Annotated in this window: 19 protein-coding genes and 1 pseudogene; 12 read left to right on the top strand and 8 right to left on the bottom strand. The window is 74.1% G+C overall.

Going from position 1 to position 24,332, the window contains the following annotated elements:
* Positions 1 to 10 precede the first annotated feature (10 nt).
* Positions 11 to 679 (bottom strand): ABC transporter, encoded by a 669-nt coding sequence (locus tag ACMTAK_RS14745; RefSeq protein ID WP_413806669.1) that lies wholly within the window; start codon positions 677 to 679, stop codon positions 11 to 13.
* Positions 676 to 1,638, bottom strand: a complete 963-nt coding sequence (locus ACMTAK_RS14750) for an ABC transporter ATP-binding protein (protein WP_413806670.1) — start codon at positions 1,636 to 1,638, stop codon at positions 676 to 678. Before ACMTAK_RS14750 ends, ACMTAK_RS14745 begins: the two co-directional genes overlap by 4 nt.
* 363 nt (positions 1,639 to 2,001) lie before the next feature.
* On the opposite strand from ACMTAK_RS14750, the gene ACMTAK_RS14755 reads away from it, so the two are divergent.
* A complete protein-coding gene (locus tag ACMTAK_RS14755; protein ID WP_413812891.1) occupies positions 2,002 to 2,745 on the top strand; it encodes a peptidyl-tRNA hydrolase in 744 nt (247 codons plus the stop codon).
* Positions 2,746 to 2,840: 95 nt separating this feature from the next.
* Here the strand turns inward: ACMTAK_RS14755 and ACMTAK_RS14760 are convergent, their stop codons facing one another.
* Entirely contained in the window at positions 2,841 to 3,752 is a 912-nt protein-coding gene (locus ACMTAK_RS14760) for a class I SAM-dependent methyltransferase (RefSeq protein WP_413806671.1), read from the bottom strand.
* Positions 3,753 to 4,037: 285 nt separating this feature from the next.
* On the opposite strand from ACMTAK_RS14760, the gene ACMTAK_RS14765 reads away from it, so the two are divergent.
* Positions 4,038 to 5,108 (top strand): NAD-dependent epimerase/dehydratase family protein, encoded by a 1,071-nt coding sequence (locus ACMTAK_RS14765; RefSeq protein ID WP_413806672.1) that lies wholly within the window; start codon positions 4,038 to 4,040, stop codon positions 5,106 to 5,108.
* A gap of 28 nt (positions 5,109 to 5,136) precedes the next feature.
* Here ACMTAK_RS14765 and ACMTAK_RS14770 read toward each other — a convergent pair whose 3' ends face one another.
* Together ACMTAK_RS14770 and ACMTAK_RS14775 are read right to left on the bottom strand one after the other, a co-directional pair.
* Positions 5,137 to 6,252 (bottom strand): sensor histidine kinase, encoded by a 1,116-nt coding sequence (locus ACMTAK_RS14770; protein WP_413806673.1) that lies wholly within the window; start codon positions 6,250 to 6,252, stop codon positions 5,137 to 5,139.
* Positions 6,245 to 7,123, bottom strand: a complete 879-nt coding sequence (locus ACMTAK_RS14775) for a response regulator transcription factor (protein ID WP_413806674.1) — start codon at positions 7,121 to 7,123, stop codon at positions 6,245 to 6,247. The genes ACMTAK_RS14770 and ACMTAK_RS14775 overlap by 8 nt, the downstream gene beginning before the upstream one ends.
* A gap of 116 nt (positions 7,124 to 7,239) precedes the next feature.
* Between ACMTAK_RS14775 and ACMTAK_RS14780 the strand changes: the two genes are divergently transcribed.
* The 4 genes and pseudogenes from ACMTAK_RS14780 to ACMTAK_RS52665 form a co-directional block, all read left to right on the top strand.
* Positions 7,240 to 7,962, top strand: coding sequence for a glycosyltransferase family 2 protein (locus ACMTAK_RS14780; RefSeq protein WP_413806675.1), 723 nt, complete (start codon positions 7,240 to 7,242; stop codon positions 7,960 to 7,962).
* Between the two features lie 155 nt (positions 7,963 to 8,117).
* The gene (locus ACMTAK_RS14785; protein ID WP_413812892.1) at positions 8,118 to 8,744 is read left to right on the top strand and encodes a TIGR04282 family arsenosugar biosynthesis glycosyltransferase; all 627 of its coding nucleotides are present in this window, start codon (positions 8,118 to 8,120) and stop codon (positions 8,742 to 8,744) included.
* A complete protein-coding gene (locus ACMTAK_RS14790; protein WP_413806676.1) occupies positions 8,741 to 9,574 on the top strand; it encodes a methyltransferase domain-containing protein in 834 nt (277 codons plus the stop codon). The genes ACMTAK_RS14785 and ACMTAK_RS14790 overlap by 4 nt, the downstream gene beginning before the upstream one ends.
* 516 nt (positions 9,575 to 10,090) lie before the next feature.
* Positions 10,091 to 11,086: pseudogene (locus ACMTAK_RS52665) on the top strand (glycosyltransferase 87 family protein); the annotation flags it as partial.
* Positions 11,087 to 11,312: 226 nt separating this feature from the next.
* Here ACMTAK_RS52665 and ACMTAK_RS14800 read toward each other — a convergent pair.
* On the bottom strand, positions 11,313 to 11,903 hold the full coding sequence (locus tag ACMTAK_RS14800; protein WP_413806677.1) for a hypothetical protein: 591 nt from the start codon (positions 11,901 to 11,903) through the stop codon (positions 11,313 to 11,315).
* Positions 11,904 to 11,929: 26 nt separating this feature from the next.
* Positions 11,930 to 13,213, bottom strand: coding sequence for a molybdopterin-dependent oxidoreductase (locus ACMTAK_RS14805; protein WP_413806678.1), 1,284 nt, complete (start codon positions 13,211 to 13,213; stop codon positions 11,930 to 11,932).
* 153 nt (positions 13,214 to 13,366) lie between these two features.
* Here ACMTAK_RS14805 and ACMTAK_RS14810 point away from each other — a divergent pair, with 153 nt between their 5' ends.
* Both ACMTAK_RS14810 and ACMTAK_RS14815 read left to right on the top strand, forming a co-directional pair.
* Complete coding sequence (locus ACMTAK_RS14810; protein ID WP_413806679.1) at positions 13,367 to 14,845, top strand: hypothetical protein; 1,479 nt, start codon at positions 13,367 to 13,369, stop codon at positions 14,843 to 14,845.
* A gap of 143 nt (positions 14,846 to 14,988) precedes the next feature.
* Positions 14,989 to 16,245 carry a polysaccharide deacetylase family protein gene (locus tag ACMTAK_RS14815; RefSeq protein ID WP_413806680.1) on the top strand — a complete coding sequence of 419 codons (1,257 nt, stop codon included), beginning with the start codon at positions 14,989 to 14,991 and terminating at the stop codon, positions 16,243 to 16,245.
* Positions 16,246 to 16,281: 36 nt separating this feature from the next.
* Here the strand turns inward: ACMTAK_RS14815 and ACMTAK_RS14820 are convergent, their stop codons facing one another.
* Positions 16,282 to 18,261: a transglycosylase domain-containing protein gene (locus ACMTAK_RS14820; protein WP_413812893.1), complete on the bottom strand. Its 1,980-nt coding sequence runs from the start codon at positions 18,259 to 18,261 to the stop codon at positions 16,282 to 16,284.
* A 458-nt stretch (positions 18,262 to 18,719) separates the two neighbouring features.
* Here ACMTAK_RS14820 and ACMTAK_RS14825 point away from each other — a divergent pair, with 458 nt between their 5' ends.
* The 4 genes from ACMTAK_RS14825 (at position 18,720) to ACMTAK_RS14840 (ending at position 24,194) form a co-directional block, all read left to right on the top strand.
* Complete coding sequence (locus ACMTAK_RS14825; RefSeq protein WP_413806681.1) at positions 18,720 to 20,054, top strand: MbnB/TglH/ChrH family RiPP precursor modification enzyme; 1,335 nt, start codon at positions 18,720 to 18,722, stop codon at positions 20,052 to 20,054.
* 5 nt (positions 20,055 to 20,059) lie between these two features.
* Positions 20,060 to 21,058, top strand: a complete 999-nt coding sequence (locus ACMTAK_RS14830; RefSeq protein WP_413806682.1) for a TIGR04222 domain-containing membrane protein — start codon at positions 20,060 to 20,062, stop codon at positions 21,056 to 21,058.
* 378 nt (positions 21,059 to 21,436) lie between these two features.
* Positions 21,437 to 22,243, top strand: a complete 807-nt coding sequence (locus tag ACMTAK_RS14835) for a TIGR04222 domain-containing membrane protein (RefSeq protein WP_413806683.1) — start codon at positions 21,437 to 21,439, stop codon at positions 22,241 to 22,243.
* 325 nt (positions 22,244 to 22,568) lie between these two features.
* A complete protein-coding gene (locus ACMTAK_RS14840; RefSeq protein ID WP_413812894.1) occupies positions 22,569 to 24,194 on the top strand; it encodes an alpha/beta hydrolase in 1,626 nt (541 codons plus the stop codon).
* Positions 24,195 to 24,332: the final 138 nt, after the last annotated feature.

The following is a 24,332-nucleotide window of genomic DNA, read 5'->3' on the forward strand; positions in this document are numbered from 1 at the left end:
GACCCGAACCCTACGACCGGCGGGAGCTCAGCGCGCAGGCCAGCGCGGTCGCCCCGGCGGCGGCCGCGCCGGTCAGGGCCAGGGGCAGCAGGGGCATCGGCACGGTGCCGCTGTGCGAGCCGTCGACCAGCCCCGACACGGCCGCGTTCGCGGGTGAGGCACCGGCCACCGACACCAGCAGGGCGGCGAGCAGCGTGGCCGGGATCGCCCAGCCGGGGCGGCGCAGCAGCGGCCGGTTGCACAGCGCGCCGACGGCCGTGCCGAGCAGCGCGCAGGCGACCGCGGTGAGCAGCCCGGAGACGGTCGCCTCGGGCACGGGGATCTCGTGCAGGTGATCCGCGGTGTACGGATCGCTGACCGCCGCGACGAACAGCGTCCCGGCGGTGCCGAGCACCAGCGCCGCGCCCAGCGCGGTCAGCACCGAGGCGAGGTGCACCCGGCCCGGCCCCACCGCCGCCGAGGCGCAGTCGCGGGCCGCGGCGGGCTCCTGGGTGACGCACACCCGCACCAGCCACGCGGCGACGGGCAGCAGCGCGGCGGCGGTGTAGCCGAGCGAGTCGAGGATCGGCTGTCCGGTCTGCACCCCGATCCCCAGGAACGCGCCGTAGAGCAGCAGCGGCGGCAGCCAGCGGTGCGAGCGTGCCAGCAGGGCCGCCTGATAGCGCAGCAGCGCGGTCATGCCTTCTCCTTCGCCCCTTGGGCGGGCTCCTGGGTGTCGTTGTCGTTGATGGTCGTCACCGCCCGGATGTGCCAGGGCGGGTCGGCGGTCAGGAGGGCGCGGAGCAGACCGTCGGAGTCGGCGGCGCCGACCTCGACCGTCAGCCGTACGCCCCGCCCCGCCGGACCGTCGGCCCCGCTCCCGTGCGCGGGCGCGGGGCCGTACTCCCGCACCACCGCGCCCGCCAGCTCACCGGGCAACCCGGCCCCCGGCCGTCCCTCGGCGTCCACCCGCACCCGCGGCCCGACGCCGGGCCCGTCCTGCTCCTGCGCCGCCGCCGGCCGAACCGTGCCGTCCACCGGCTGCAGCCGGGTCTCCGGCTCCAGCCGGGTCTCGGCGACGCGCAGGACGCGGTCCGGGGCCCCGGCCAGACGGCGTGGGTCGTGGTCGACGAAGACGACCGCGCCGCCGTCGGCGACGCGCTCGGCGACCGCCGTGTCCAGCACCCCGCGTGCGGCCTGGTCGAGGCCGGTCCACGCCTCGTCCAGGACCAGCAGGCCGGGGGCGGCCAGCAGCGCCTGTGCCACGGCGATCTTCTGGCTGGTGCCCTTGGACAGCTCGGCGAGCGGGGTGCCCGCGTAGCCGTCCGCGCCGAACCGCTCCAGCCACTCCCCCGCCCCGCACGCCGCCGCGGCGCGGGACAGCCCGTGGATCCGGCCCAGGTGGGTGAGGTAGCCGAGGGCGGAGAAGGGCAGCTCGGCCGGGAACCGCTCGGGGACGTAGGCGGTGGGCGGGCGGCCGGTGATCCGGCCCGCGCTGGGGGCGTCGATCCCGGCGAGCAGCCGCAGCAGCGTGGACTTGCCGCTGCCGTTGCGCCCCTGGATACGGGTCAGCGAACCCGGCGGCACCTCAAGGTCGACACCCCGCAGCACCCAGGGTCCGCCCAGGCCGTAGCGGCGGCCGACTCCTCGCAGTCTCATGCCGGTTGAGCATAGGCGCGCCCCTCGGCGAGGGGAGGCCATGGGAGAGGGGAGGCCCTCGGCGCGGGGAGGCCCCGGGCCCGGTCCGCGGAATCGCCGCGGGTCCGCGAGGCCTGGGATCGCCGCGGGTCCGCGAGGCCTGGGATGGTCGCGGGTCCGCGAGGCCTGGGATCGCCGCGGGTCCGCGACGCCCGGCACCGCCCCCCCGGCCAGAGGCGCGAAGATCCCGGACAGGTCTGGCGGCGGTCCTGGCACACTTGGCGCGTGACCAGCACCGACACCGACACCGAGACCGGCACCCGGACAACCGCTCACCAGGGCACCGGATCCGCCGCCCGCAGCAGCCCCTTCCGGCACGCCGAGATCGACCGGGACGCCGCGCCACAGTTCGTCCTGCCCCTGGTGGTCCGGATCGAGAAGGCCGCGCCCCCGACGCGTACGGACGCCCTGGAGACGGCGGCGCGCGCGGTGCTGGTGCTGCTGTCGGACGAGCGGGCGACGGCCGCCGACGGCGAGTGGGCCCAGGCCGTACGGGACTGGCAGGACGCCCGGATCCGCAAGGTCGTACGGCGGGCGCGCGGCGCGGAGTGGCGGCGCGCGGCCGGGCTGCCGGGCATCACGGTCGCGGGCCGGGCACCCGACCGCCCGTACCCGGCCGAGGACGTAAACGGGCACGAGGACGGGGGCGAGGCCCCGTCGGCGGCCGCCGAAGTGCGGGTGTTCCCGCCGGTACCGCTGGACGGCTGGCCCAAGGAGCTGGCCAAGCTCCAGGTCTCCGGCACCGACCTGGACGACCCCGAGCCGCCGCCCGCCCCCGACCCCACCGATCCGGTGCTGTGGCTGAGCCCCCATGTGGAGATGTCGGCGGGCAAGGCGATGGCCCAGGCCGGTCACGGCGCCCAGCTGGCCTGGTGGGAGCTGGACGACGCGGCGCGGGCGGCCTGGCGCGAGGCCGGGTTCCCGCTGACGGTGCGTACGGCCTCGCCCGCGCGGTGGGACGAGCTCACCGCGAGCGGCCTGCCGGTGGTGCGCGACGCGGGGTTCACCGAGATCGCGCCGGGGTCCTGCACGGTCGTGGCGGACCACCCGGCCCTGCGGCGGGGTTGAGGCCGTCCGCGGCGCCGGGGGTCTTCGGAGCCCGGGGACAGACTCCGGGAGCCCTGGGGCGGACGGCCCCCGGACTCCCCTCCGCGCCCGGGGAGCTATCCCTTGCGGCGGCGGATCGCCCGGGTGACGACCGGCGGGAGCACATCGGCGGCGAACCGCCGGACCGCGGTGGGGCGGCGCGCCGCGGGTGCCGACGCCGGTGCGGTGGACGCGGAGCGCGGCTCGGGAGCCGGGTCGCGCGGCTCATGGGCGAAGCGGGAGGTGGGCGGGGTCGGGTTCGCGGGCTTCCCCGAGAACCGCAGCACCCTGCGGCCCGCGATCTCCTGCACGCTGGTGTGCATCCCCTTGCGCCACTCCTCGTCCGCGAGCATCTCGTCCTGGATCGGCTCCGGGTCGCCCCAGGTGCCGTAGAGCTTCTGTGTGGACAGGCAGATGGGCCGCAGGCCGCGGGTGAACACCGCCTCCCAGGTCGCGGCGGCCACGCCCGGGGTGTGCTCGGAGCGGAAGTCGTCGAGGACGACGAGACCGTCGGGCACCAGCGTGTCGTGCGCGGTGTCGATGTCGCCCGCCACGTGCTCGTACAGATGCGAGGCGTCCACGTGGATGAAGCGGCAGGTGTTCGCGCCGACGTGGTCGGGCACGACCGAAGTGGGGCCCTGGATGACGTTCGGCAGCTCGTCCCAGAAGGCCAGGTAGTTCTGCTCGAAGGCGGTGCGGGTCAGGGTGGAGTACGACTTGCGCGCCTCCGCCGCGTTCTTCTCGTCCGGCGCCTCGGCGTCGAAGAGATCACAGACCGTGAACCGCTCGTTCGCCCTCAGATAGGCGGCGGTGAAGATGGCGCTCTTGCCCATGTAGGCACCCATCTCCATCAGGTCCCCGCGCTGGCCGAGGCGCTCCTGGCGGCTCAGAAAGCGGTCGAACAGCACTTGGTCAAGGCTGGGGAACCATCCCTTGACATCATTGAGGCAGCGGGGACGCTGGGCCGCGGGGGCGGTGGTGACCGTCATGTGGCTCTCTGTTCGTCGATGGCGGCGGTCTTGAGAGACGTGTCCGGTTGAACGTGTCCAGTTGAACGTGTCCGTTTGAACGTGCCCGGGGGCCCCAGGAGGACAGGCCTCGGGGACGGAGTCCAGGGGACGCGAGTGGGCGCCACGGTCGCAGTGAAAGGCAACGCGGGGCAGTCCCCCTTGTGACCATTCTGTGACCACGCCTCCTCCGGAAGGTCTTACGGAGCGGTGACGGAACGGCGCGGGGGCGGGCCCGGACGCCCGCTCGGGCCTAGCGTCGCCCCCATGCGCGTACTGGTCACCGGAGGTGCGGGCTTCATCGGCTCGCACATCGTCACCGCCCTCGTCGAGCACGGCCATGAGCCGGTCATCCTCGACGCCCTGCTTCCCGCCGCTCACCCGACGGCCACCCATCCGGCTCCGCCATCCGTGGCCGGGGAGTGGATCCATGCCGATGTGCGGCACCGTGAGGCGGTGGTCGCGGCGCTGCGCGGAGTGGACGCCGTATGCCACCAGGCGGCGATGGTCGGTCTCGGCAAGGGCTTCGCGGACGCCCCGGCCTATGTGGGCTGCAACGACCTGGGCACGGCGGTACTGCTGGCGGCGATGGCGGAGCGCGGGGTGCGCGAACTGGTCCTCGCCGGGTCGATGGTCGTCTACGGCGAGGGGCGCTACGACTGCCCCCGCCACGGCCGGGTCCGTCCCGGCCCGCGCGCCGAGGCGGATCTCGCGGCGGGCCGCTTCGACCCCCTCTGCCCCGAGTGCGACACCCCGCTGCGGCCCGGTCTGGTGGGGGAGGACGCACCGGCCGATCCCCGCAATGTGTACGCGACGACGAAGCTGGCCCAGGAACACCTGGCGGCGGCCTGGGCCCGGTCGGTGGGCGGCCGCGCGGTGTCGCTGCGGTACCACAATGTGTACGGTCCCGGGATGCCGCGCGACACCCCCTACGCGGGCGTCGCCTCCTTCTTCCGCTCGGCCCTGGCACGCGGCGAGGCGCCCACGGTCTTCGAGGACGGGGGCCAGCGCCGGGACTTTATCCATGTCCGTGATGTGGCCGCCGCCAATGTCGCCGCCCTGGAGGCGGCGCCGGAAGTGGTGGCCCCGGCCGCGCTGACCGCGTACAACACCGGCAGCGACGACCCTCACACGGTGGGCGAGATGGCCACGGCCCTGGCCACGGCGTTCGGCGGCCCCGCGCCCGTGGTCACGGGCGGCTACCGGCTGGGCGACGTCCGGCACATCACCGCGTCGTCCCGCCGGATCCGCGACCAGCTGGGCTGGCGCCCGGCGGTCTCGTTCCACGAGGGCATGGCCGAATTCGCCCACGCCCCGCAACGAGAAGCGGAGGTGTGAGGGAGGGGCGTGAGGGGAGCGGGGTTGCTCAGGACGTGACGGCGGCGGGGAGGCGGACCTCGAAGCGGCAGCCGCCGTCGACGTTGCGGACCGCCGCCTGGCCGTCGTGGGCCTCGACGATGCCACGGACGATGGCCAGGCCCAGACCGGCGCCCGCCGGGGGTGTTCGGGCGTCGCTGCCGCGCCAGCCGGTGTCGAAGACGCGCGGCAGGTCCTCCTCCGGGATTCCGCCGCAGCCGTCGGTGACCGACAGCACGACCGTGTCCGCCTCGCGCTCGGCGGACACCGCGACCGTGCCGTCCGCCGGGGTGCGGCGGACCGCGTTCACGAGGAGGTTCCCGAGCACACGGGTCATCTCCTTGCCGTCGACCTCCACCGGCACGGGGTCCACGCGGTCGCCGATCAGCTGGACGCCCAGCTCACGGGCGAGCGGATCGACCCCGGCCAGGGCATCGCCGACCAGGTCGTAGACGGAGATCCGGGTGGGGGCGAGAGAGAGCGCCCCGGCGTGGATGCGGGAGAGCTCGAAGAGGTCGCCGACCATCGTGTTCAGCCGCTCCACCTCGGTACGTATCCGGCGGAGGTAGCGGTCCGGGTCCGGAGCCACCCCGTCCTCCAGCGCCTCGGACATCGCGCGCAGCCCCGCCAGCGGGGTGCGCAGATCGTGGGAGATCCAGGCGACCAGCTCCCTGCGGGAGGACTCCAGGGCGCGCTCACGCTCGCGGGAGGCGGCCAGCTTGGCGCTGGTGGCGGCCAGTTCACGGCCGAGCGCGGCGAGTTCGGCGGTGGCCTGGCCGTCGGGGGCGGCGAAGCTCCCGCCGTCCCCGAAGGAGCGGGCGGCCAGGGCCAGCGCGTTGCTGCGCGCCACCACCCAGCGGCCCAGCAGCAGCGCGGTGGCCAGGGACACCACGGCGGCCATGGCACAGACGGTCGTGACCACGGTCAGGTCGTGCGGGGACAGGAACATCGCCCAGGCGACCGCCAGCGTCCCGGTGAGCATCGCCGTGACCGCGACGGCGGCGACGACGGCGAGCGACACCGCGACCGAACGACCGCGCACCAGCCGCAGCGCCAGCGCGCCCAGCAGTCCGGCCGCCGCCGCGCCGAGGAAGGCGAACACCGCCATGAGGAGCACATCACGCATCGGAGCCCGGCCCCCATCCCTCGTCCCGCCCCTGGTCCCCGCGTCCCTCGTCCTGTCGCCCCTCGCCCCCGCGTCCCTCGTTCCCCCGTCCCTCGTCCCGCCGTCTCTCGCCGTGGGTCTCGTCGTCGGCCTCGGGCGGGGCGTCGAAGCGGTAGCCGATGCCCCATACGGTCTGGATGAGCCGGGGCGCGGCGGGATCGTCCTCGACCTTTCCGCGCAGCCGCCGCACATGGACGGTGACGGTGGACAGATCGCCGAAGTCCCAGCCCCACACCTCGCGCATCAACTCCTCGCGGGTGAAGGCCACCCCGGGGTGCCGCAGCAGAAAGGCCAGCAGGTCGAACTCGCGCACGGTCAGGGCGAGCTCCCGGCCGTCCCGGATGGCGCGCCGGGCCAGGGGGGCGAGGGTGATCCCGGCCCGGTGCGTCACCTCGTCCGGGTCGGGGCGCGGGCCGGAGCCGGGGCCTGACGAGCCGGGGGCCCGCGGGCCGGTCCGGCCGCGGCGCAGCACCGACTCCACGCGCAGCACCAGCTCCCGGGGGCTGAACGGCTTGGTGACGTAGTCGTCCGCGCCGATCTCCAGGCCGAGGATCCGGTCCTCCTCGTCGCCGCGCGCGGTGAGCATGATGACCGGCACCGGGCCCTTGTCCCGCAGCGCCCGGCACACCTCGAGCCCATCCATGCCGGGCAGCATCAGGTCGAGGACGACCAGGTCCGGCCGGCGGGCGGCGGCGCGGGCGAGCGCCCCGGGGCCGTCGGCGGCCCGGTCCACGGCGAAACCGGCCCGGCCGAGGTACCCGGCGACGACCTCGGCCACGGTCGGGTCGTCGTCGACGACGAGCACGCGGGTGGGAGTGGGGTTCTGCTGCATGCCCCACAGCGTGACACCGCGCGCCGCACCAGGGGGCGCCGGGGAGCCAGCTGACCGGCCGACGTCCGTGTTTCGTAAGAACCTGAAGCCCGAAATGTCACTTTCTCCTTCGTAGTGTGGTGCGGGTGACGAACTCGACCACCCCCTGTGCGGACGTCGTCCTGCCGTGTCTGGACGAGGCCGCCGCCCTGCCCTGGGTGCTGGCCCGCATCCCCGACGGCTGGCGCGCCATCGTCGTCGACAACGGCTCCACGGACGGCTCGGCCACCATCGCCCGTGCCCACGGCGCCACCGTCGTCCACGAACCCCGCCGTGGCTTCGGCGCCGCCTGCCACACCGGGCTCCTCGCCGCCGAGGCCGACATCGTGTGCTTCTGCGACTGCGACGCCTCGCTCGACCCCGGGCTGCTGACCGCCTTCGTGCGGACCGTGGCGGCGGGCGACGCCGACCTCGTCCTGGGCCGGCGACGCCCCCAGGAGCGGGGGGCCTGGCCGGTACACGCCCGGCTCGGCAACCTCGCGCTGACCCGCATGCTGCGGCGGCGCACCGGCCTCACGCTGGGCGACCTGGGCCCGCTGCGGGCCGCCCGGCGCGAACCGCTGCTCGCCCTGGACCTCACCGACCGCCGCAGCGGCTACCCGCTGCAGATGGTCGTGCGGGCCGCCGACGCCGGATGGCGGATCGAGGAGCGCGAGGTGCCGTATCGGCCGCGCACCGGGAAGTCGAAGGTCACCGGCACCTGGCGGGGCACCTGGCACACGGTGCGCGATATGCGCGCCGTGCTGCGCCGGCCGCCGGAGGCCCACGACCCGGCCACCCCCACGAGGGCCGCGCGGTGAGCGCCGCGCCGCACGAGGGTGCCCACGCGGCGGAGGCCCCCTCGGCTCCGGACCGCCCCGACTCCGGCCCAGGTAGCGCCGACGGGCGGCCGGTCGCCGGTGCGGACGTCCGCACGGACCCCGGCTTCCGGGCGGCCCACGGGGACGGGACGACGCTGCTCATCATCGCCAAGGAGCCGGTGCCCGGGCGGGTGAAGACCAGGCTCACTCCCCCGTACACCCCCGCCGAGGCCGCGTGGCTCGCCGAGGCATCCCTCGCCGACACGCTGCACGCCGCGCTCGCCATGCCCGCCCGGCGCCGGGTGCTGGTGCTCGACGGCCGGCCCGGGCCGTGGCTGCCGCCGGGGTTCGAGGTGGTGGGGCAGTGCGACGGCGGTCTGGACGAACGGCTCGCCGCGGCCTTCGCCGCCTGCCGGGGCGCCACCGTGCTGATCGGCATGGACACCCCGCAGGTCACCCCCGCTCTCCTCGCTCCCGCGCTCGGCCCGGGGAGCTGGCACGACTGCGACGCCTGGTTCGGCCCGGCCGCCGACGGCGGCTTCTGGGCCTTGGGCCTGGCCGAACCGGACCCCGAACTGCTGCGGGGCGTGCCGATGTCCACCGCCACGACCGGTGCCGCCCAGCGGCGTCGGCTGACGGACGCGGGGCTGCGGGTGCGCGACCTGCCCATGCTGCGCGACGTGGACACGGCCGAGGACGCCGTATTGGTGGCGTCCGACGCCCCGGGCGGGCGGTTCGCCCGGACCCTCGCCCGTCTGTCGTCCCGGACCACCGCCCGATGAGCACGGCTGAGACGGTGCGCGAGGGAGCGGTGCATGAGGGATCCGTACCCGACGGAGCGGTGCGTGAGGGGTCCGTACATGACGTATCGGTGCGCGAGGGATCCGTACATGACTTGTCTGTGCACCACGGAGCGGTGCGCGAGCGGACGCCCGCTCGCCGCGCGGCCGCACCCTGGCACGCCGATCCCTATGTCCGAGCGCTCCACGCGGGCCGGGGGCCGCTGTTCCTGCGCCGGGCCGACGGCTGGATGCTGCCCTTGGACGTCGAACGCTGGTGTGCGGACGCCGACGCGGCCGACCGGACCGTGCTGCGGCGCTGCCAGGGCCCGATACTCGACATCGGCTGCGGACCCGGCCGGCTGGTGGCCGCGCTGGCTCTGCACGGCCGCCGCTGTCTGGGCATCGACGTCAGCCAGGCGGCGGTCGCCCGTACGGTCCGCGCGGGCGGGCCCGCGCTGTGCCGCTCGGTCTTCGAACCACTGCCCGGCGAGGGACGCTGGGGCACGGCGCTGCTGATCGACGGCAATATCGGCATCGGCGGCGATCCGCGCGCCCTGCTGGCGCGCGTCGCCCAACTCATGGCCCCCGACGGGCTGCTGATCGTGGAGGCCGCCGCGGCGGATGTGGACGAGCGGGTGAGGGTGCGCGTGGACGACGGCCGGGGCGACGCGGGAACGGCCTTCCCCTGGGCCCGCGTCGGCGTCCGGGCGCTGCTGCACCACGCACACGCGGTGGGCTGGTGCCCGGTCGAGCAGTGGACCGCGCGGGACCGAGGCTTCGTATCGCTGCGCCGCACGCCGCCGCTGCCCCGGTCCGGCACGGAGCGCTGACCCGTGCCCGCGTCGCCGCGCGGCCTGCCGCGGCCCGGCCGGCTCGCCCGGTGGACCGGCCGGGCGCCCGATCAGGCGCCCCGGCCACACTCCGTCCCGGCCCCCCGGCCATCGGCCGGCGACCGCCCCGCACCACCGCCCGACGGCGCGGACGAGCCCCGTCCACCTGAGCGCCCCACCCCGCCCGCGCAGGTACGGACCGCCCCGCCCGCGCGGGCGCGGACCGCCCGCCGCTGGATCACCCCGCTCGCTCTGGCCGCGCTGCTCGGCTCGCTCGTCGCCGTCCTCGCCCTCACCTTCCGCAGGGACGACTTCCACACCGCGCCCGGCGTACTGTCCCGCTGGTACGCCATCGCCTGGGCGCTGTTCGCCGCGGCCGCCTGGGCCGTCCGCCGCCTGGGAGCCCGTCAGGCCGCGGTGTTCGTGCTCGCGGGCAGCGCGGCGGTCGCCGCCACGGGCCTGCTCGCCCCGCCGCGCACCAGCACCGACGCCTACCGCTACGCCTGGGACGGGCGCGTGCAGGCCGCCGGCATATCCCCCTATGACCACGCGCCCGAGGACCCCGCACTCGCTTCGCTGCGCGACCGCTGGCTCTTTCCGCGGGGCCCTGCCTGCCATGGCCCCGACCGCGCCCCGGTCCGCCCCGCGCCCGAACGCCCCGCGCCCGAACATGCCACGCCCGGCGCCGCCCCGCGCGCCCATCCGGAACCCGATCACCCGCCAAGCGCCGCCGCCGAGCCGCAGTGCACGCGCCTGAACCGCCCCTCGGTCCATACGATTTATCCTCCCGCCGCAGAGGGCTATTTCTTGCTTGTACACCGCTCGGCGCCGTCAGGTTCCACCCTCCTCCCCCTCCAGACCGGCGGCGCGCTGCTCTCCGTCGCCACCACCGCCGTACTGCTCGCCGCGGCACGGCGCCGCCGCGATCCGCGCCTCGCGACCGCCCGTGCCGCGCTCTGGGCCTGGTGCCCGGCCGTGCCGGTGGAGGCGGTGAACAACGCCCATGTCGACGCGCTGGGCGTGCTGTTGACGGTCGCGGGCCTCGTCGCCGTCCCCCGCCGCCGCGCCCTGGGCGGTGCGCTCCTCGGCGCGGCGACCGCGGCCAAGCTGCTGCCCGCCGTGACCCTGCCGGGCGCCCTCTCCGGCGTCCTCGCCACGGCCACCGCCAAGCCCCTCACCGCGCTCAAGAGGTCCAGGCCCGCCGGACGCCCCACCACGCAGACCGCGCCGACCGCGCCAATCCGCCGCGCCGCGGCCATCGTGCTGCCCGCCACCGCCGTCGTCGCGCTCGGCTACCTCCCGTACGTCCTGCTCTCGCGCTCCTCCGTCCTCGGCTATCTCACCGGCTACGTGGCCGAGGAAGGCTACGAGACGGGCTCCACCGCCGCCGACGACAAGAACCGTTACGCCCTGCTGCGCCTGCTCCACCCCGACCCGGAGACCTGGGCCCTCCCCGTGATCGCCACCGTGCTGCTCGTGGTCGTGGTCCGGGTGCTGCTGCGCGGCGACCCCCAACGGCCCTGGTGCGGCGCGCTGGTGGTGACCGGGACCGCGTTCCTGCTGATGACGCCCGGCTACCCCTGGTACGCACTGCTGGTGGTGGCGCTGGTGGCCCTCGACGGGCGCTGGGAGTGGCTCGGCCTGCCGCTCGCGGGAGTCGCCCAGTATGTGACGGCCCGTGCGGTGGACGACGGCGCGTGGGTCGGGACGCTGGGGTACGCGGTCGCCGCTGCGGCGGTCATGGTCGGCTGGGCCCTGCGGGCCCAGCAGGCCCGGCGGGCGGCTTCCGCTCCCCTGCCGAGGCAGCCGACTCGGCCTGCGCGGCCCCGCTCCGAGCCCCCGGGCGACGCCGCCACCCCCGGATCGCCACCCTGATCACCAGCCACAGGGCCGAGGCGCCGAAGAGTACGGCGGTGATCAACAGCCAGCGCGGCCAGAAGACGTCGGCGCTCAGCCCGGTCGCGTTCTCGTAGCGGCGCTCCTGCCGGCCGAGGATCAGCGGGAACCACACCAGCAGCAGCACACCGGAGACGAAGGCGGGCACCCGCACATGGTTGGTCCACCCATGCTTGATCCCCCGGGCCGGGGCCGGGGCCGGGAGCACGGCCGCCACGGCCCGGTCGGCGAGCGCGTACAGCGGCAGCAGCACCAGGTCATGGAGGACGGCGGCGCCGATGAACCACAGCGCGATCCCGAACCAGTCACCGCTCAGCAGCCTGACCCCGGCGTAGCCGGTCAGCGCGAAGGAGCACAGCAGCAGCACCAGCCTCAGCGGGGACTCCCCGTCCAGTCGCCGCAGCCCAGCACGGCTCCGCCCGAGAAACCTCATACCGTCCCCCCGAAGTCCGGGAATCCTCACGCCGTCCCCCCGAACGTCAGCCGCCCGACCCACTTGGTGTTGTGCACCCCCGGGGCCCCGGGCACGATCACCCGCGCCGGATAGCCGTGGTCCGGCGACAGATCCGCGCCGTTGACCTTCAGGGCCAACAGCGAGCGCGGGTCCCGGGCCTGGTGCTCGCTCAGCACGACGCTGCGGAAGGAGCCGTGCCGCTGCACCGACTCCACCAGGACCCTCGGCGGCCGGTCGGCATGCCCCACCAGCGCGGCGAGGTCGGCCAGCCGTACCCCCTCCCACCGCTGGTCGGCCGTGGACCACCCCTCCACACAGGCGATGGGCAGCGCCGCGCCGTGCTGCTCCAGCCGCAGCAGCCGCTCCCGGGTGAGGACGGTCTCGTGGCCCACCGCGCCCCGCACCACCAGCCGCCAGTCGGGCCCGATGTCGCGGGCGCGGATGCCGACGGCCACGGTGCTCTTGTTGATCTGGAAGCCGTTCGGCCCCCGGCCCGGCTCGCGCCCGTGCGGGGCGAGCAGCGCGCTGCCGCGCAGCGGGCCGCCGATGCTCTGACCGGCCGTCACCACCAGCAGCGCGAGGGAGCCGGTGCCGACCATGGCGAGCGCGCCCCGCCGCGACATGGTCGGCGCGGCGGGCCGCGGGCTGACCAGGCCGGTCTCGTCGGGCGGCTCCGGCCGGGTGTCGGAGGTGCGGGTGCGCAGCTCTGCCCGCAGCTCGCGGCTCCGCAGCGTCCGCACCATGAGCGGGATCCGCAGCGCCACATGGACCACGAGGGCGGCCATGAAGATCCATGCCCCGTAGAAGTGCAGCGGGTAGAAGGAGCCGGGGAAGATGTAGTCCAACTGGACGTTGAGCACGCCGGTCGCGAACTCGAACAGCCCCCCGCCGACCAGCAGGAGCAGTGAGAGCCGCTCCAGCGCGTGCCCCAGGGACCGCACCGGCGGCCAGGCGAACAGCTTGGGGATGACCGACCACAGCTTGGCCAGCAGCACGGGGACGAGCACGACCCCGAGCGTGACGTGCACCCCCTGGGTGACGCGGTAGAGCCAGGAGGGGTCGGTCGGCCAGGAGAAGAGATAGAAGCCCAGCAGCCCCTTGTCCGGTGTCTTGTCGTTGACCGGGGACAGATCGGGGTTGTAGGCGGCGTACGACAGCAGTCCGGTCACGAAGAGCACGGGGATGCCGAAGAGCAGGATCAGGCCGAAGACGGACGTCAGCCAGGGGCCGCGCAGCGGGCTGCGCCACAGGGTGCGGCGATCACGGTCGGTACGGGGAGGGTGGCTCATGGCATGACCGTAGGACCGCCGCACCGCCTCCAGTGGCCTTGAGCCCATGACGAAACGGTGACGTCACGGGCCCTGGCCGGGAAGATCTGACGGTCCGGTGACAGCGCGCGGCGCGGCGGCCCGGCGGCGGGCTTGGCGACGTAGCGTGACGTCGTGAAGCTCCCTCTCCGCAACGACGTCGACATCCAGCCCACCCGGGACGACACGCGGACCGGCCGTCGCCGGGATGTGCTCGCCGCCGCTGCCGCCGCCCTGCTCTTCGCCGTCGCCGCCGTCGTCGGCACCCTGATCCAGCGGACCGATCACTCCCTGTACGTCGACTGGGCGCCGCTGTACGCCGACTGGCTGCCCCATGTCGGCCCCGGTACGCCTCTCGCCCTGGCCGTCGCCGCGGCGGTCGTCCTCCACGGCCACCGGCTCGCTGCGCGGCTGCCGTGGCGGGGGCTGCTGGGGGCCGTCTGGGCGGCGGCCATGGCGTGGATCTGGTCGCTGGCGCTGGTCGACGGATGGCGGCGCGGGGTGGCGGAGCGGCTGACGGCGCGTCACGAGTATCTGCGCGGCATCGACCGGTTCCAGGACGTCGGCGCGGCCCTGCGCGGCTTCACCAGCCATATCCTGCTCACTCAGCCCGACCACTGGCCCGCCCATATCGCGGGCCATCCGCCGGGCGCCGTGCTCACCTTCGTGGGCCTGGACCGGCTGGGCCTGGGCGGCGGCGGTTGGGCGGGGGCCTTCTGCGTCACCGTGGGCGGCTCGGCGGCGGTCGCGATCCTGGTCACGCTGCGCGCCCTGGGGCAGGAGCGGGCGGCGCGCACGGCCGCCCCGTTCCTTGTCCTGGCGCCCGGGGCGGTATGGGTGGGCGCCTCGGCCGACGGCTACTTCGCGGCCGTCGCGGCCTGGGGGCTCGCGCTGCTGGCGCTCGCGGCGACGCGTACGGTCCGGGCGCCCGGGGCGGTCGCGCTGGGCTCCGGGCTGCTGCTGGGGCTGACGGCCTATCTCTCGTACGGGCTGACGCTGCTGGCGCTGCCCGCCGCCGCCGTACTGCTGCTGGCCCGCACCGCGCGGCCGCTGCCCTTCGTCCTGACCGGGGTGGCGGTGGTGGCCGGGGCGTTCACGCTGGCCGGGTTCCGGTGGTGGGAGGGGTACTCCCTGCTGGTCGAGCGCTACTACCAGGGGGTGGCCTCCGATCGCCCGTACGCGTACTGGGTCTGGGCCAATCTGGCCGTCGCGTCGGTGGTCGCCGGTCCCGCCTGTGTCGCGGGCGCGCGGCGGATGCTGGCGGCGGCGCCCGACGCCGCCCGGCGGCTGCGCCCGGTCAGGCCGGGCGGTCCGGGCGGTCCGGGCGGTCCGGGCGCTCCCGGCGGTCAGGGGGGTCCAGGCGGTCCAGACGGTCGTGGTGGTCCAGGCGCGCCGGACGGGCTCGTCGTGCTGACTTTCGCCGCGCTGCTCGCGCTCGTCGTGGCCGATCTGTCCGGGATGAGCAAGGCCGAGACGGAGCGGATCTGGCTTCCCTTCCTCGTCTGGCTGCTGCCCACCACCGCGCTGCTGCCCGCTCGTGATCGCCGCCGATGGCTCCTGGTCCAGGCCTGCCTCTCACTGCTCGTCAACCACCTGCTTTTGACCGGTTGGTGAGGATGACCGATGTGAAGGGTACGTGATACTTCTGTGATACTGAGGGGGACGTACATCTGTACTGTTGCCAGGGGGCGGGACCCGTGAAGGCGCTGAAGATCGTGCAAGCGTTGAAGGCTTTAAACGCGAGGAACACCTATGGCGTGGCCGCGCCCATAGGCGCGCTGACGGCCGTGGCCGTCGTGGTGGCGCTGCTGATAGCGCTGACCTCGCCGGGGGACGCGGGGGGCGCGCAGGACGGGGACCTCCCCGCCGCCGCGGCGTCCCCCAAGTCGGACCGGGTCCCCAAGGAGCCCAAGAAGGAAGACAAGTACGCCCGTTGGGACGGCAAGGTCAAGGTGCTCGGGGACGGCTCGACGTCCTACACCGGACCGCAGCCGCACCAGCTCAAGCCCAAGAAGCTCAAACCGGGTGAGAAGCCCCCGCAGTTCGTGGTCTTCTCCTGGGACGGCGCGCTGGAGAACGACGACCATCTCTTCTCCCGCTTCCGCGAGGTGGCCAAGGAGACCAACGCCACCATGACGTTCTTCCTGAGCGGCATGTATCTGCTGCCCAAGTCGAAGAGCGACCTCTACCGGCCGCCCCAGCACAAGCCGGGCTCGGCCGCCATATCCTTCCCCACCGACGAGCACATCAGGGAGACCCTGGAGCAGCTGCGCGGGGCCTGGCTGGACGGCAATGAGATCGGCTCCCACTTCAACGGCCATTTCTGCGGCGCCAAGGGCGGGGAGGACTGGTCCACCCAGGAGTGGAAGAGCGAGACGGAGCAGGCATATTCATTTGTGAAGCAGTGGAAGACGAACACCGGCTTCACCGACATCAAACCGCTGCCGTTCGACTATGACGTGGAGCTGGTGGGCGGGCGCGCGCCATGCCTTGAGGGCCAGAAGACGCTGATTCCGGCGATCAAATCCCTCGGCTGGCGCTATGACGCGAGTTCCCCGGGCGACTTCCAGCTCTGGCCGTCCAAGATCGATGGAATCTGGAACTTCCCGCTGCAACTGGTGCCGTATCCGGAGAGCGAGAAGCAGGTCCTCTCGATGGACTTCAACTTCCTCTTCAACCAGTCCGGTGACAGCACCGAGGGCGATCCGGCGAAATACGCGGAGTGGGAGCGGCTGACCCGCCAGGGATATCTGAACGGATTCGAGCGGGTCTACAACGGAAGCCGGGCGCCGCTGTTCATCGGCAATCACTTCGAGACCTGGAACGACGGCATCTATATGCAGGCCATCGAGGACGTGATGAGGAGTGTCTGCCGCCGCGACGGAGTGCGGTGCGTGTCGTTCAAGCAGCTCGCCGACTGGCTGGACGCCCAGGACCCGAAGGTTCTGGCGAAGCTGCGGATGCTGGACCCGGCGGAATCGCCGGACTGGTCCACGTACGCCAAGACCAAGTAAGCCGTCGCATTGCGGGGCCCATTCCGCCGGTGCGGCTCATTCGGCCGCCCTGTCCGTCATATAGCTCTTCCAGATGTCCATGGGGTAGGTGTCACCCGGAGTGTCGGCGCCTCCCCCGCCCATTCCCTTGAGCGGCATCAGCTCCTGCGACTTCGGATCCACCCGGGACAGCGAGACCGCCGTCGAGAGCTTCTTGGTGTACCCCACGAACCAGGCGGAGGTGCCGTCCTGCGCCGTGCCGCCCTTACCGGCCACCTCACCACCGCCCACGGCGGCCTCGCGCGCCGAACCGTCCGGGCTCTGGACCGCGCCGCGCAGCGCGTCGTCCACCTGCGCCGCGACCGCCGCGCTGAAGGCCCGCTTGGCGCGGTCCTTGCGCAGTTCGAGCCTCTGCCCGCCGTGGGTGAGCCCGCTCACCGAGTACGGCGCGTGGTGCGTGCCTTCGGCGGCGAACGTCCCGTAGGCGCTGGCCATACGGATCGAGCTGGGGGTCGCGGTGCCGAGCGAGAACGCGGGCACCCGCGCGCCGAAGCTGCTGGGCAGCAGCCCCGCGTCGATGGACGCCTGCCGGACCCGGTCCAGGCCGACGTCCATGCCCAACTGGATCATCGGGGTGTTGATGGACCGCACGATCGCCTGGCGCAGCGAGACCTGCCCATAGGAGGCGTCGTCGTCATTGGTGGCCCGCACGATCTTGCCGCCGCGGTCCCAGTACGGGCCCTCGGGCGTATGCACCGCGATCTTGTTGTCACCGTTGTAGAGCGTCGAGGGCGTCACGGGCGTCCGCGCCCCGTTGCGCTCCAGCAGGACGCCGTCGCGCAGCGCCGCGGCGTAGACGAAGGGGGTGAAGGAGGTGCCGGCCGGGACGGTGGAGGCGTTCGCGTCGTTGAATCCCTGCTCCAGATAGCCGGGGCCGCCGTACAGGGCGCGTATGGCGCCTCCCGGGGCCACGGACGCGGCGCCTATGCGCACATGGCGGTCCTCGGGGCGCTCCTCGGGGTCGAGGTTGTCCCGGGTCTCCTTCACCGCCTTGGCGAGCGCCTGGACCTTCGGCTTCTCGAAGGTGGTGTGGATCTGATAGCCACCCAGGTCGAAATCGGCGTCGGATATGTCGGTGTGGGAGCTGACGTACGCCTTGGCCGTCTCCACCAGATAACCGACCTGACCGGTGAGCCCCACCGGCCTGGGCTGTGCCTTGGGCTCGGGGAACGTCGTATAGCGCGCCCGCTCGGACTTGGACAGCCTTCCGATGTCCACCATCCGGTCCAGCACCCACTTCCAGCGGTCGACGGCCCGCTTGTGGTTCTTGGCGCTGAGCGTCGGATCGAAGGTCCCGGCGCCCTTGAGCAGCGAGGCGAGCAACGCGCCCTCGCTGGCGTTGAGTTCCGAGACGTCCTTGCCGTAGTAAGCGTACGCCGCCCGCTGAATGCCGTAACTGCCGCGCCCGAACCAGCTGGTGTTCAGATAGCGCTGGAGGATCTCCCGCTTGCTCATCCGGTCGTCCAGCTTGATGGCCATGAACATCTCGGTGAGCTTGCGGGAGAAGGTCTGGCGCTGATTCAGATAGGCGTTCTTCACATACTGCTGGGTGATGGTGGACCCGCCCTGCGTCTCACCACCCGTCACCATCCGCGTCACCGCGCGCATCAGCCCGCTCGGGGACACTCCGCTGTCGGTGTAGAAACTGGCGTTCTCGGCGGCGAGCACCGCCCACTGGACGTCTTCCGGCACCTTGTCCAGCGGCACTTCCTGCCGGTTGACCGGGCCGGTACGGGCCATCTCGGTGCCGTCGGCCCAGTAGTAGACGTTGTCCTGCTGGGTGGCGAAGTCGTTGAGGTTCTTCGGGATATCGGTCTGCAGATACAGAAAGCTCAGCAGACCCGTCAGACTGCCGAGGCAGAACAGGAAGAGCAGGGCTGTCTGACGCCACGACGGCAGCCATCGCCTCACACCGCGCCGCCCCGCCCGGGGGTAGTCCAGCCGGATCCGCGCGGCCGCCCAGCGGCGCAGCCGCATCCCCCGGCTGCTCGAGGGCGGCTTACGGCGGTGCTTGCGGTGCTTCCCCATGGCGTTGTCGCTGCTGCCCAGCACGTGTTTCCCCCACGCTCGCTCCGCGCGCGGGCGCGGCACAAAGGTGTGATCTTCCATCCCCCCAGACCAGACCGATCCTATTTTCCCTTCTGAACGTCTGTCGCCACAGGGCCCTAATTTTTTGTAACAGTGACCATATTCAGGGACTCCACCCACCCGGTGACCTTTCGCACCGCCCGAGCCGCCGCCCGAGCCGCCGCCCGAGCCGCCGCCCGAGCCGCCGCCCGCGGTGGCGTCCCCGCCGTCCCCCGCCGTGACACCCCGAAGCTCAAATGAACCTCTGAACCATGCGGCCGGGGGATTCGTCCTCCCTGTATGGGGTCATGACCCCGGCACGCGAGAACACACCGCGGGGACGCGGTACGGAACGAGGAGGGGGAGCCATGGTGCGCCTCGGTACCGGAATCGGCTGGCGACCGGAGATCGCCGACGACATCGCGCGGCTGCCCGGCATCGACTGGGTGGAGGTGGTGGCGGAGAACATCTGCCCCGGCCATGTGCCGGACGCGCTCCGGCGGCTGCGCGAGCGCGGGACCACCGTGGTCCCGCACGGGGTGTCGCTCGGCCTCGGGGGAGCCGAGCGGCCCGACCCCGGCCGCCTCCGGGCGCTGGCCGAACGGGCCGAGGCGCTGGGCTCGCCGCTGGTCACCGAGCACATCGCGTTCGTCAGGGCCGGGGGGCCGCTGACCGCGTCACCGGTCATCGAGGCCGGGCATCTGCTGCCGGTGCCGCGGACCCGTGACGCGCTGGACGTGCTGTGCGAGAACGTGCGCATCGCGCAGGACGCGCTGCCGGTGCCGCTCGCGGTGGAGAACATCGCGGCGCTGATCTCCTGGCCCGGCGAAGAGATGACCGAAGGCCAGTTCCTGGCCGAGCTCGTGGAGCGCACGGGGGTGCGGCTGCTCATCGACGTGGCCAATCTGCACACCAACCACGTCAACCGGGGCGAGGACCCGGCCAAGGCGCTGGACGAGCTGCCCACGTCGGCGATCGCCTACGTCCATGTGGCGGGCGGGGTGGAGCGGGACGGGGTGTGGCACGACAGCCACGCCCATCCGGTGACCCGGCCGGTGCTCGACGTGCTCGCCGAGCTGTGCGCCCGTACGACACCGCCCGGGGTGCTGCTGGAGCGCGACGAGGACTTCCCGGCGGCCGATGAGCTCGCGGGCGAGCTGGACGCGATCCGCGCGGTGACGGCGGCGGGGGCCGGGGGCGGAGCCGGGGGGCGAGCCGGGGCCGGGGGCGGAGCCGCCGAGGCTTCGGCGAGGGCGTCCGCCGCACCCGACGCGCCCGTGCCGGACGACGTCCGGGAGCGGCTGGCGCTCGCCCAGGCAGCGTTGCTGTCCGCGCTGGTCGGGGACACCCCGCCGCCCGAGGGCTTCGACCGGCGGCGGCTGCGGGTGCAGAGCGCGGCGCTGACCGCCAAGCGGGCGTCCGTGATCGCCAAGGTGGCCCCTGAGCTGCCCGAGATCCTGGGCACCGGCTACCGCCCGGCGTTCGCGCGGTACGCCGACGGCCGCCCGATGACCGGCGGCTACCGCCGCGACGCGATGTCGTTCGCCGAGCATCTGCTGGCGGACGGCCGGCCCGAGGACGCGGCCGCCCGGCGCCGGCTGACGCTGTGGTGGCAGGAGCGGTCCGGGCCCGCGCCCCTGCCGTCCCATCCGGCGGCGCGGCTGGCCCGCCGGGTCCGGCTCGCGCTGAGCGGGGGGCGGTGAGCGGCATGGGCGCGATCGTGACCCTGGTCTACCTGGCGGTCGCCGTGTCGTCGGTGGTGCTCATCTCCGGAACGGTCCGGGCCCGGCGCAGGGAGGTCGCGGGACCGGTGCACGCCTGGGCGCACGACCTGCTGGAGGCCGCCTTCCTGGCGGGCGGGCCGGGGCGGGTGGCGGACACCGTGATCAGCGCGATGTACGCGGACGGGCGGCTGGCGATCGGCCACCCCGGCGTGGTCTCGGTACGGCAGCCGGTCGCGCGCGGCCCGGTCGAGGAGGAGTTGCTGCGGCTGTGCGCCATCTCCCCGCACGGCGGCCTGAAGTGGCTGCGCCGGGAGCTGATGCGCAGTCCGGTGGTACAGGCGATCGGCGACCAGCTGGCGGGGCGCGGGCTGATGGTGCGGCCGGACGCCCTCCGGTTCTGGCGGGGCGTGGCACAGACGCAGATCGGGCTGTGCGCGATGGGGGTGTTTCTGGCCGTCCTGATCAGCATCGGCTCCGTCGCCGACAGCGGGCCTCCGCTGATCTTGTTGATCGCCCCCGCGCTGTTCACCGGCTTCCTCATCGGCGGAATCTGCGCCGGTGCGGGCAAGCGCAGGCTGACCGCCGACGGGCAGCGGGCGCTGGCGACGTACCGGAGGGACTCGGGGGTCGGCGTACGGCGCGCCCGGTCCGTCGGCCATCCGGCGACGGTCCCCCTGGCGGTCGTCGTCGCGCTGACCGGTGCGGCCGCCTTGGCGGACGATCCACTGCTGCGGGCCCAACTGCTGGACGCGCAAAAGGTGCCCGTCACTTCGGGGTCGTCGGCCGACTCGGGTTCGTCGGGGTGGTCGGGACCCTCGGACTCCGGCGGCGGATCGTGGTGCGGAGGCGGCGGAGGCGGTTCCGGTTGCGGAGGCTCCTCATGCGGCGGCTCGTCCTGCGGCGGAGGCGGCGGCGGTTCGGGCTGCGGCGGGGGCGGGGGCTGCGGTGGTGGTGGGGGCGGCGGCTGCGGGGGCGGCGGCTGAAGCATCGATATGCGGCTCCGTCGCGCGGCAAGGGCGTCGCCCCTGGGCCCCGCGGCTCCGTCGCGCGGCAAGGGCGTCGCCCCTGGGCCCCGGCGCTCGACGAGCCGACCGTCGCCGCCGCGGCCACCCGCACCGGCGGGCTGATCGCGGTCGGCGCGCCGACGCGGCGGACGCCCGCACACATCCGGGTCGTCCGGCCGCGGTCCGGGGCGGAGCCCCAGTTGAGGGAAGGGGCGGGGAGGGGAAGAGCCCGCCGCAGGCGTCACGATCCGTCGGACGGCCCGTCGCGGGTCTGCGCGGAGCGATCCGCATTCGCGCGAGTCGTTCATATCGTGAAAACTGTGGCGCGGTGGTGGCCGGGTCGAGTAGAACTCGGCCATGTTGTGGGTCCTCTTCCTGCTCGTCGCGTGGGGCGCGGCGGTCGTCAGTTGCACGCGGCTGTGCCTGGCGGCGGTGGCCGCCGCTCAGCCGATGGAGCCCGAGCCGGAGGCGGACGGGAAGGGCCTGAGCCTGTACGAGGCGGCGTTCCTGTCCGGCGGGCCGCGGCGGGTGGGGGATCTGACGCTCGTCACGATGTACCGGGAGCGGCGGCTGCTGCTCGCGCACACCGGCTGGGTCACCGTGGTGGATCCGGACGGACAGGACGAGCTGGAGCGGGCCGTGATCAGCGCGATAGGGCCGGAGGGGCAGGCCCCGGTGCGGCCGGTGCGGGTCGCGCTCGCCACGGCCACCCCGGTGCGGGCGCTGGGTGACCGGCTGGTGGCGGCTGGGCTCGCGGTGCCCGCCTCGGCCCGTACGAATGTGGCGGTCGCGGTGCGGCATGTGCGGGCGGCCTGCGTGCTGGTGCTGGTGACGGCGGCCGCCGCGCTGCTGCTGGTGCCGCCCGCGGCGGGGCGCGGTCCGGTGGCCGCGTGGTTCGTACTGCCGCTGCTGCTGACGGCGAGCTGTCTGCTGATCGCCCGGGTCGAGGCGCATCCGTACTCGCGGTGGGCCTCCCCCGTCGGTCAGCGGCTGCTGGGCCGGATCGACGTGCCCCCGCGGCGGTCCCTCGCCCAGCGCTCCGGCGGCGACGCGGACGGCGGTGGCGACGACGGCGACCTGCTCACCGCGCTCGCCGTGCACGGCACCGCCGCCCTCCCCGACCCGGCGCTGCGCGCGGCCCTGAAGACGCATTGGGGTCATTGACCCCGACACCGCGGCCCGGTGCTTTACATGGTCATCCGGCGCGCCAAATATCCCTTTCATCGCGTTCATCGCGCGATGCACGAAGGGACGGCCAGTGAGAGCAGCAGCGCTGTACGGCATCCTCGGGCCGCTGTCCCTGTCGCTTGCCATGAGCGCGCTGCTCGCGACGCCCGCCACCGGCGGCACGCTCGCCGCGCCCACCGCCCCCGCCGTGGCCACGAATCCCGCAACGCCCACCGCGTCCACCAGGTCCGCCACGGCCCCGGCCGGTGCGGCGGGCGCGCCCTCCGCGACCAGTTCGGCCTCCGCCGCCTCCGTCGCCCCCATGGCCACCGCCGCGCCCACCTGGACCACCTGGTCCGCCCCACCCGCCCCGGCCGCCCCGGCCGCCGCCCCGCCCGGCGACGCGGCCGCGACCCGCGGTGTGGCGTTCGCCGCCCGGCGCGCGGCGCAGCGCGGTATCGCCTTCCGCCGCTGTCCCCGCGCCGAGGCGCTGGCCGCCCCCATCACCTGCGGAAAGGTCTCCGTACCGCTCGACTACGCCCGTCCCCGCGGCAAGCACGTCTCCCTCACCGTCAGCCGGATCCGGGCCACCGGTCCCAAGGCCCGGCGTCAGGGCGCGCTGATCTACAACCCCGGCGGACCGGGCGCCTCCAGCATGGCGTTCCCCGAGTACGCGGCCGAGGACGCCTTCCGCCGGGTGGCCGCCGCCTACGACTTCGTCGGCTACGCCCCACGGGGTGTGGGCCGCTCCGCCCCGCTGTCCTGCCAGCGGCCGTCGGCCTACGCCAAGGCGCCGACCAGTTCCCCGCCGCACCCCACCGCCGCCTTCAAACGGCGGCTGGTGGCAGGGGCGCGCGCCTACGTCCGGGGCTGTGTGCGCCGCTCGGGCCGCGCGCTCGCGCACTACACGACGCTGAACAACGCCCGCGACCTGGAGGTGCTGCGCGCCGCGCTGGGCCAGCGGCGGCTCACCTTCGTCGGCGCCTCGTACGGCACGTACTACGGGGCCGTCTACGCCACGCTCTTCCCGGGCCGGGTGCGCCGGATGGTCTTCGACAGCGTGGTCAACCCCGCTCCCGGGCGGATCTGGTACCGCGACAACCTCGACCAGTCGCTGGCCTTCGAGCGGCGCTGGCGGGACTGGCGCCGCTGGGTCGCCCGGCACCACGCCGTCTACCACCTGGGCGCCACCGCGGACCGGGTGCTCGCCTCGTACGACACGGCGCGGCGGCGGCTGGCGCGGAAACCGGCGGGCGGGGTCGTCGGCACCGCCCAGCTCCAGAGCGCGTTCCTGAGGACCGGCTACAACGACGCCTACTGGGACCCGGCCGCCCGGGCGCTGGCCGCGTATCTGCGCGGCGACCCCGAGCCGCTGATCGAACTCGCCGCGCCCGATCCGGCGGAGGCGGCCGACGACGAGAACGGCAACGCCGTCTACACCGCCGTGGAGTGCAACGACGCGCCCTGGCCGCGCGCCTGGGCCACCTGGGACCGCGACAACACCGCCCTCGCCCGCCGCGCGCCCTTCGAGACCTGGGACAACGTGGCGATGAACCTGCCGTGCGCCTTCTGGCCGCTGAAGCCCGGCCGCCCCCTCGACGTGGGGAACCTGGAGGCCGTGGGCCCCCGGACCGGGCGCGTCGCGCTGCCGCCGGTGCTGCTGCTCTCGGCGGAGCGGGACGCGGCCACGCCGTACGCGGGGGCGAAGGAACTCTGGCACCGGCTGCCCAGGGCCTCGCTGGTGACCGAGCGGAAGGTGGGGACGCATGGTCTGTGGGGCGGTCCGAACGACTGCGTCAACCGCCATGTGGACACCTATCTGCTGACCGGCAAGACCCCGGGCCGGTCCGCCTTCTGCGACCCGCGCGCGGAACCCGCACCGCTGCCGGAACCGGCCCCGCTGCCCGAGTCGGGCAAGCAGCCCGCGACGATCCCGGGCACGCCGTAAGAGGGTCCCGGTGACGCCTGCGGCGGGCTGCTTTCCCCTCCCCGCCCCTTCCCGAAACCGGGGCTCCGCCCCAGGCCCCGGGCGCGCCGCAGGTGACACGATCGGCGCCCCGGCCGGTCAACTGACCGCGGCGACGAT

Origin of the sequence: Streptomyces lacaronensis (assembly GCF_047337785.1) — a bacterium.
GTDB classification, from domain to species: Bacteria; Actinomycetota; Actinomycetes; order Streptomycetales; family Streptomycetaceae; genus Streptomyces; species Streptomyces lycopersici.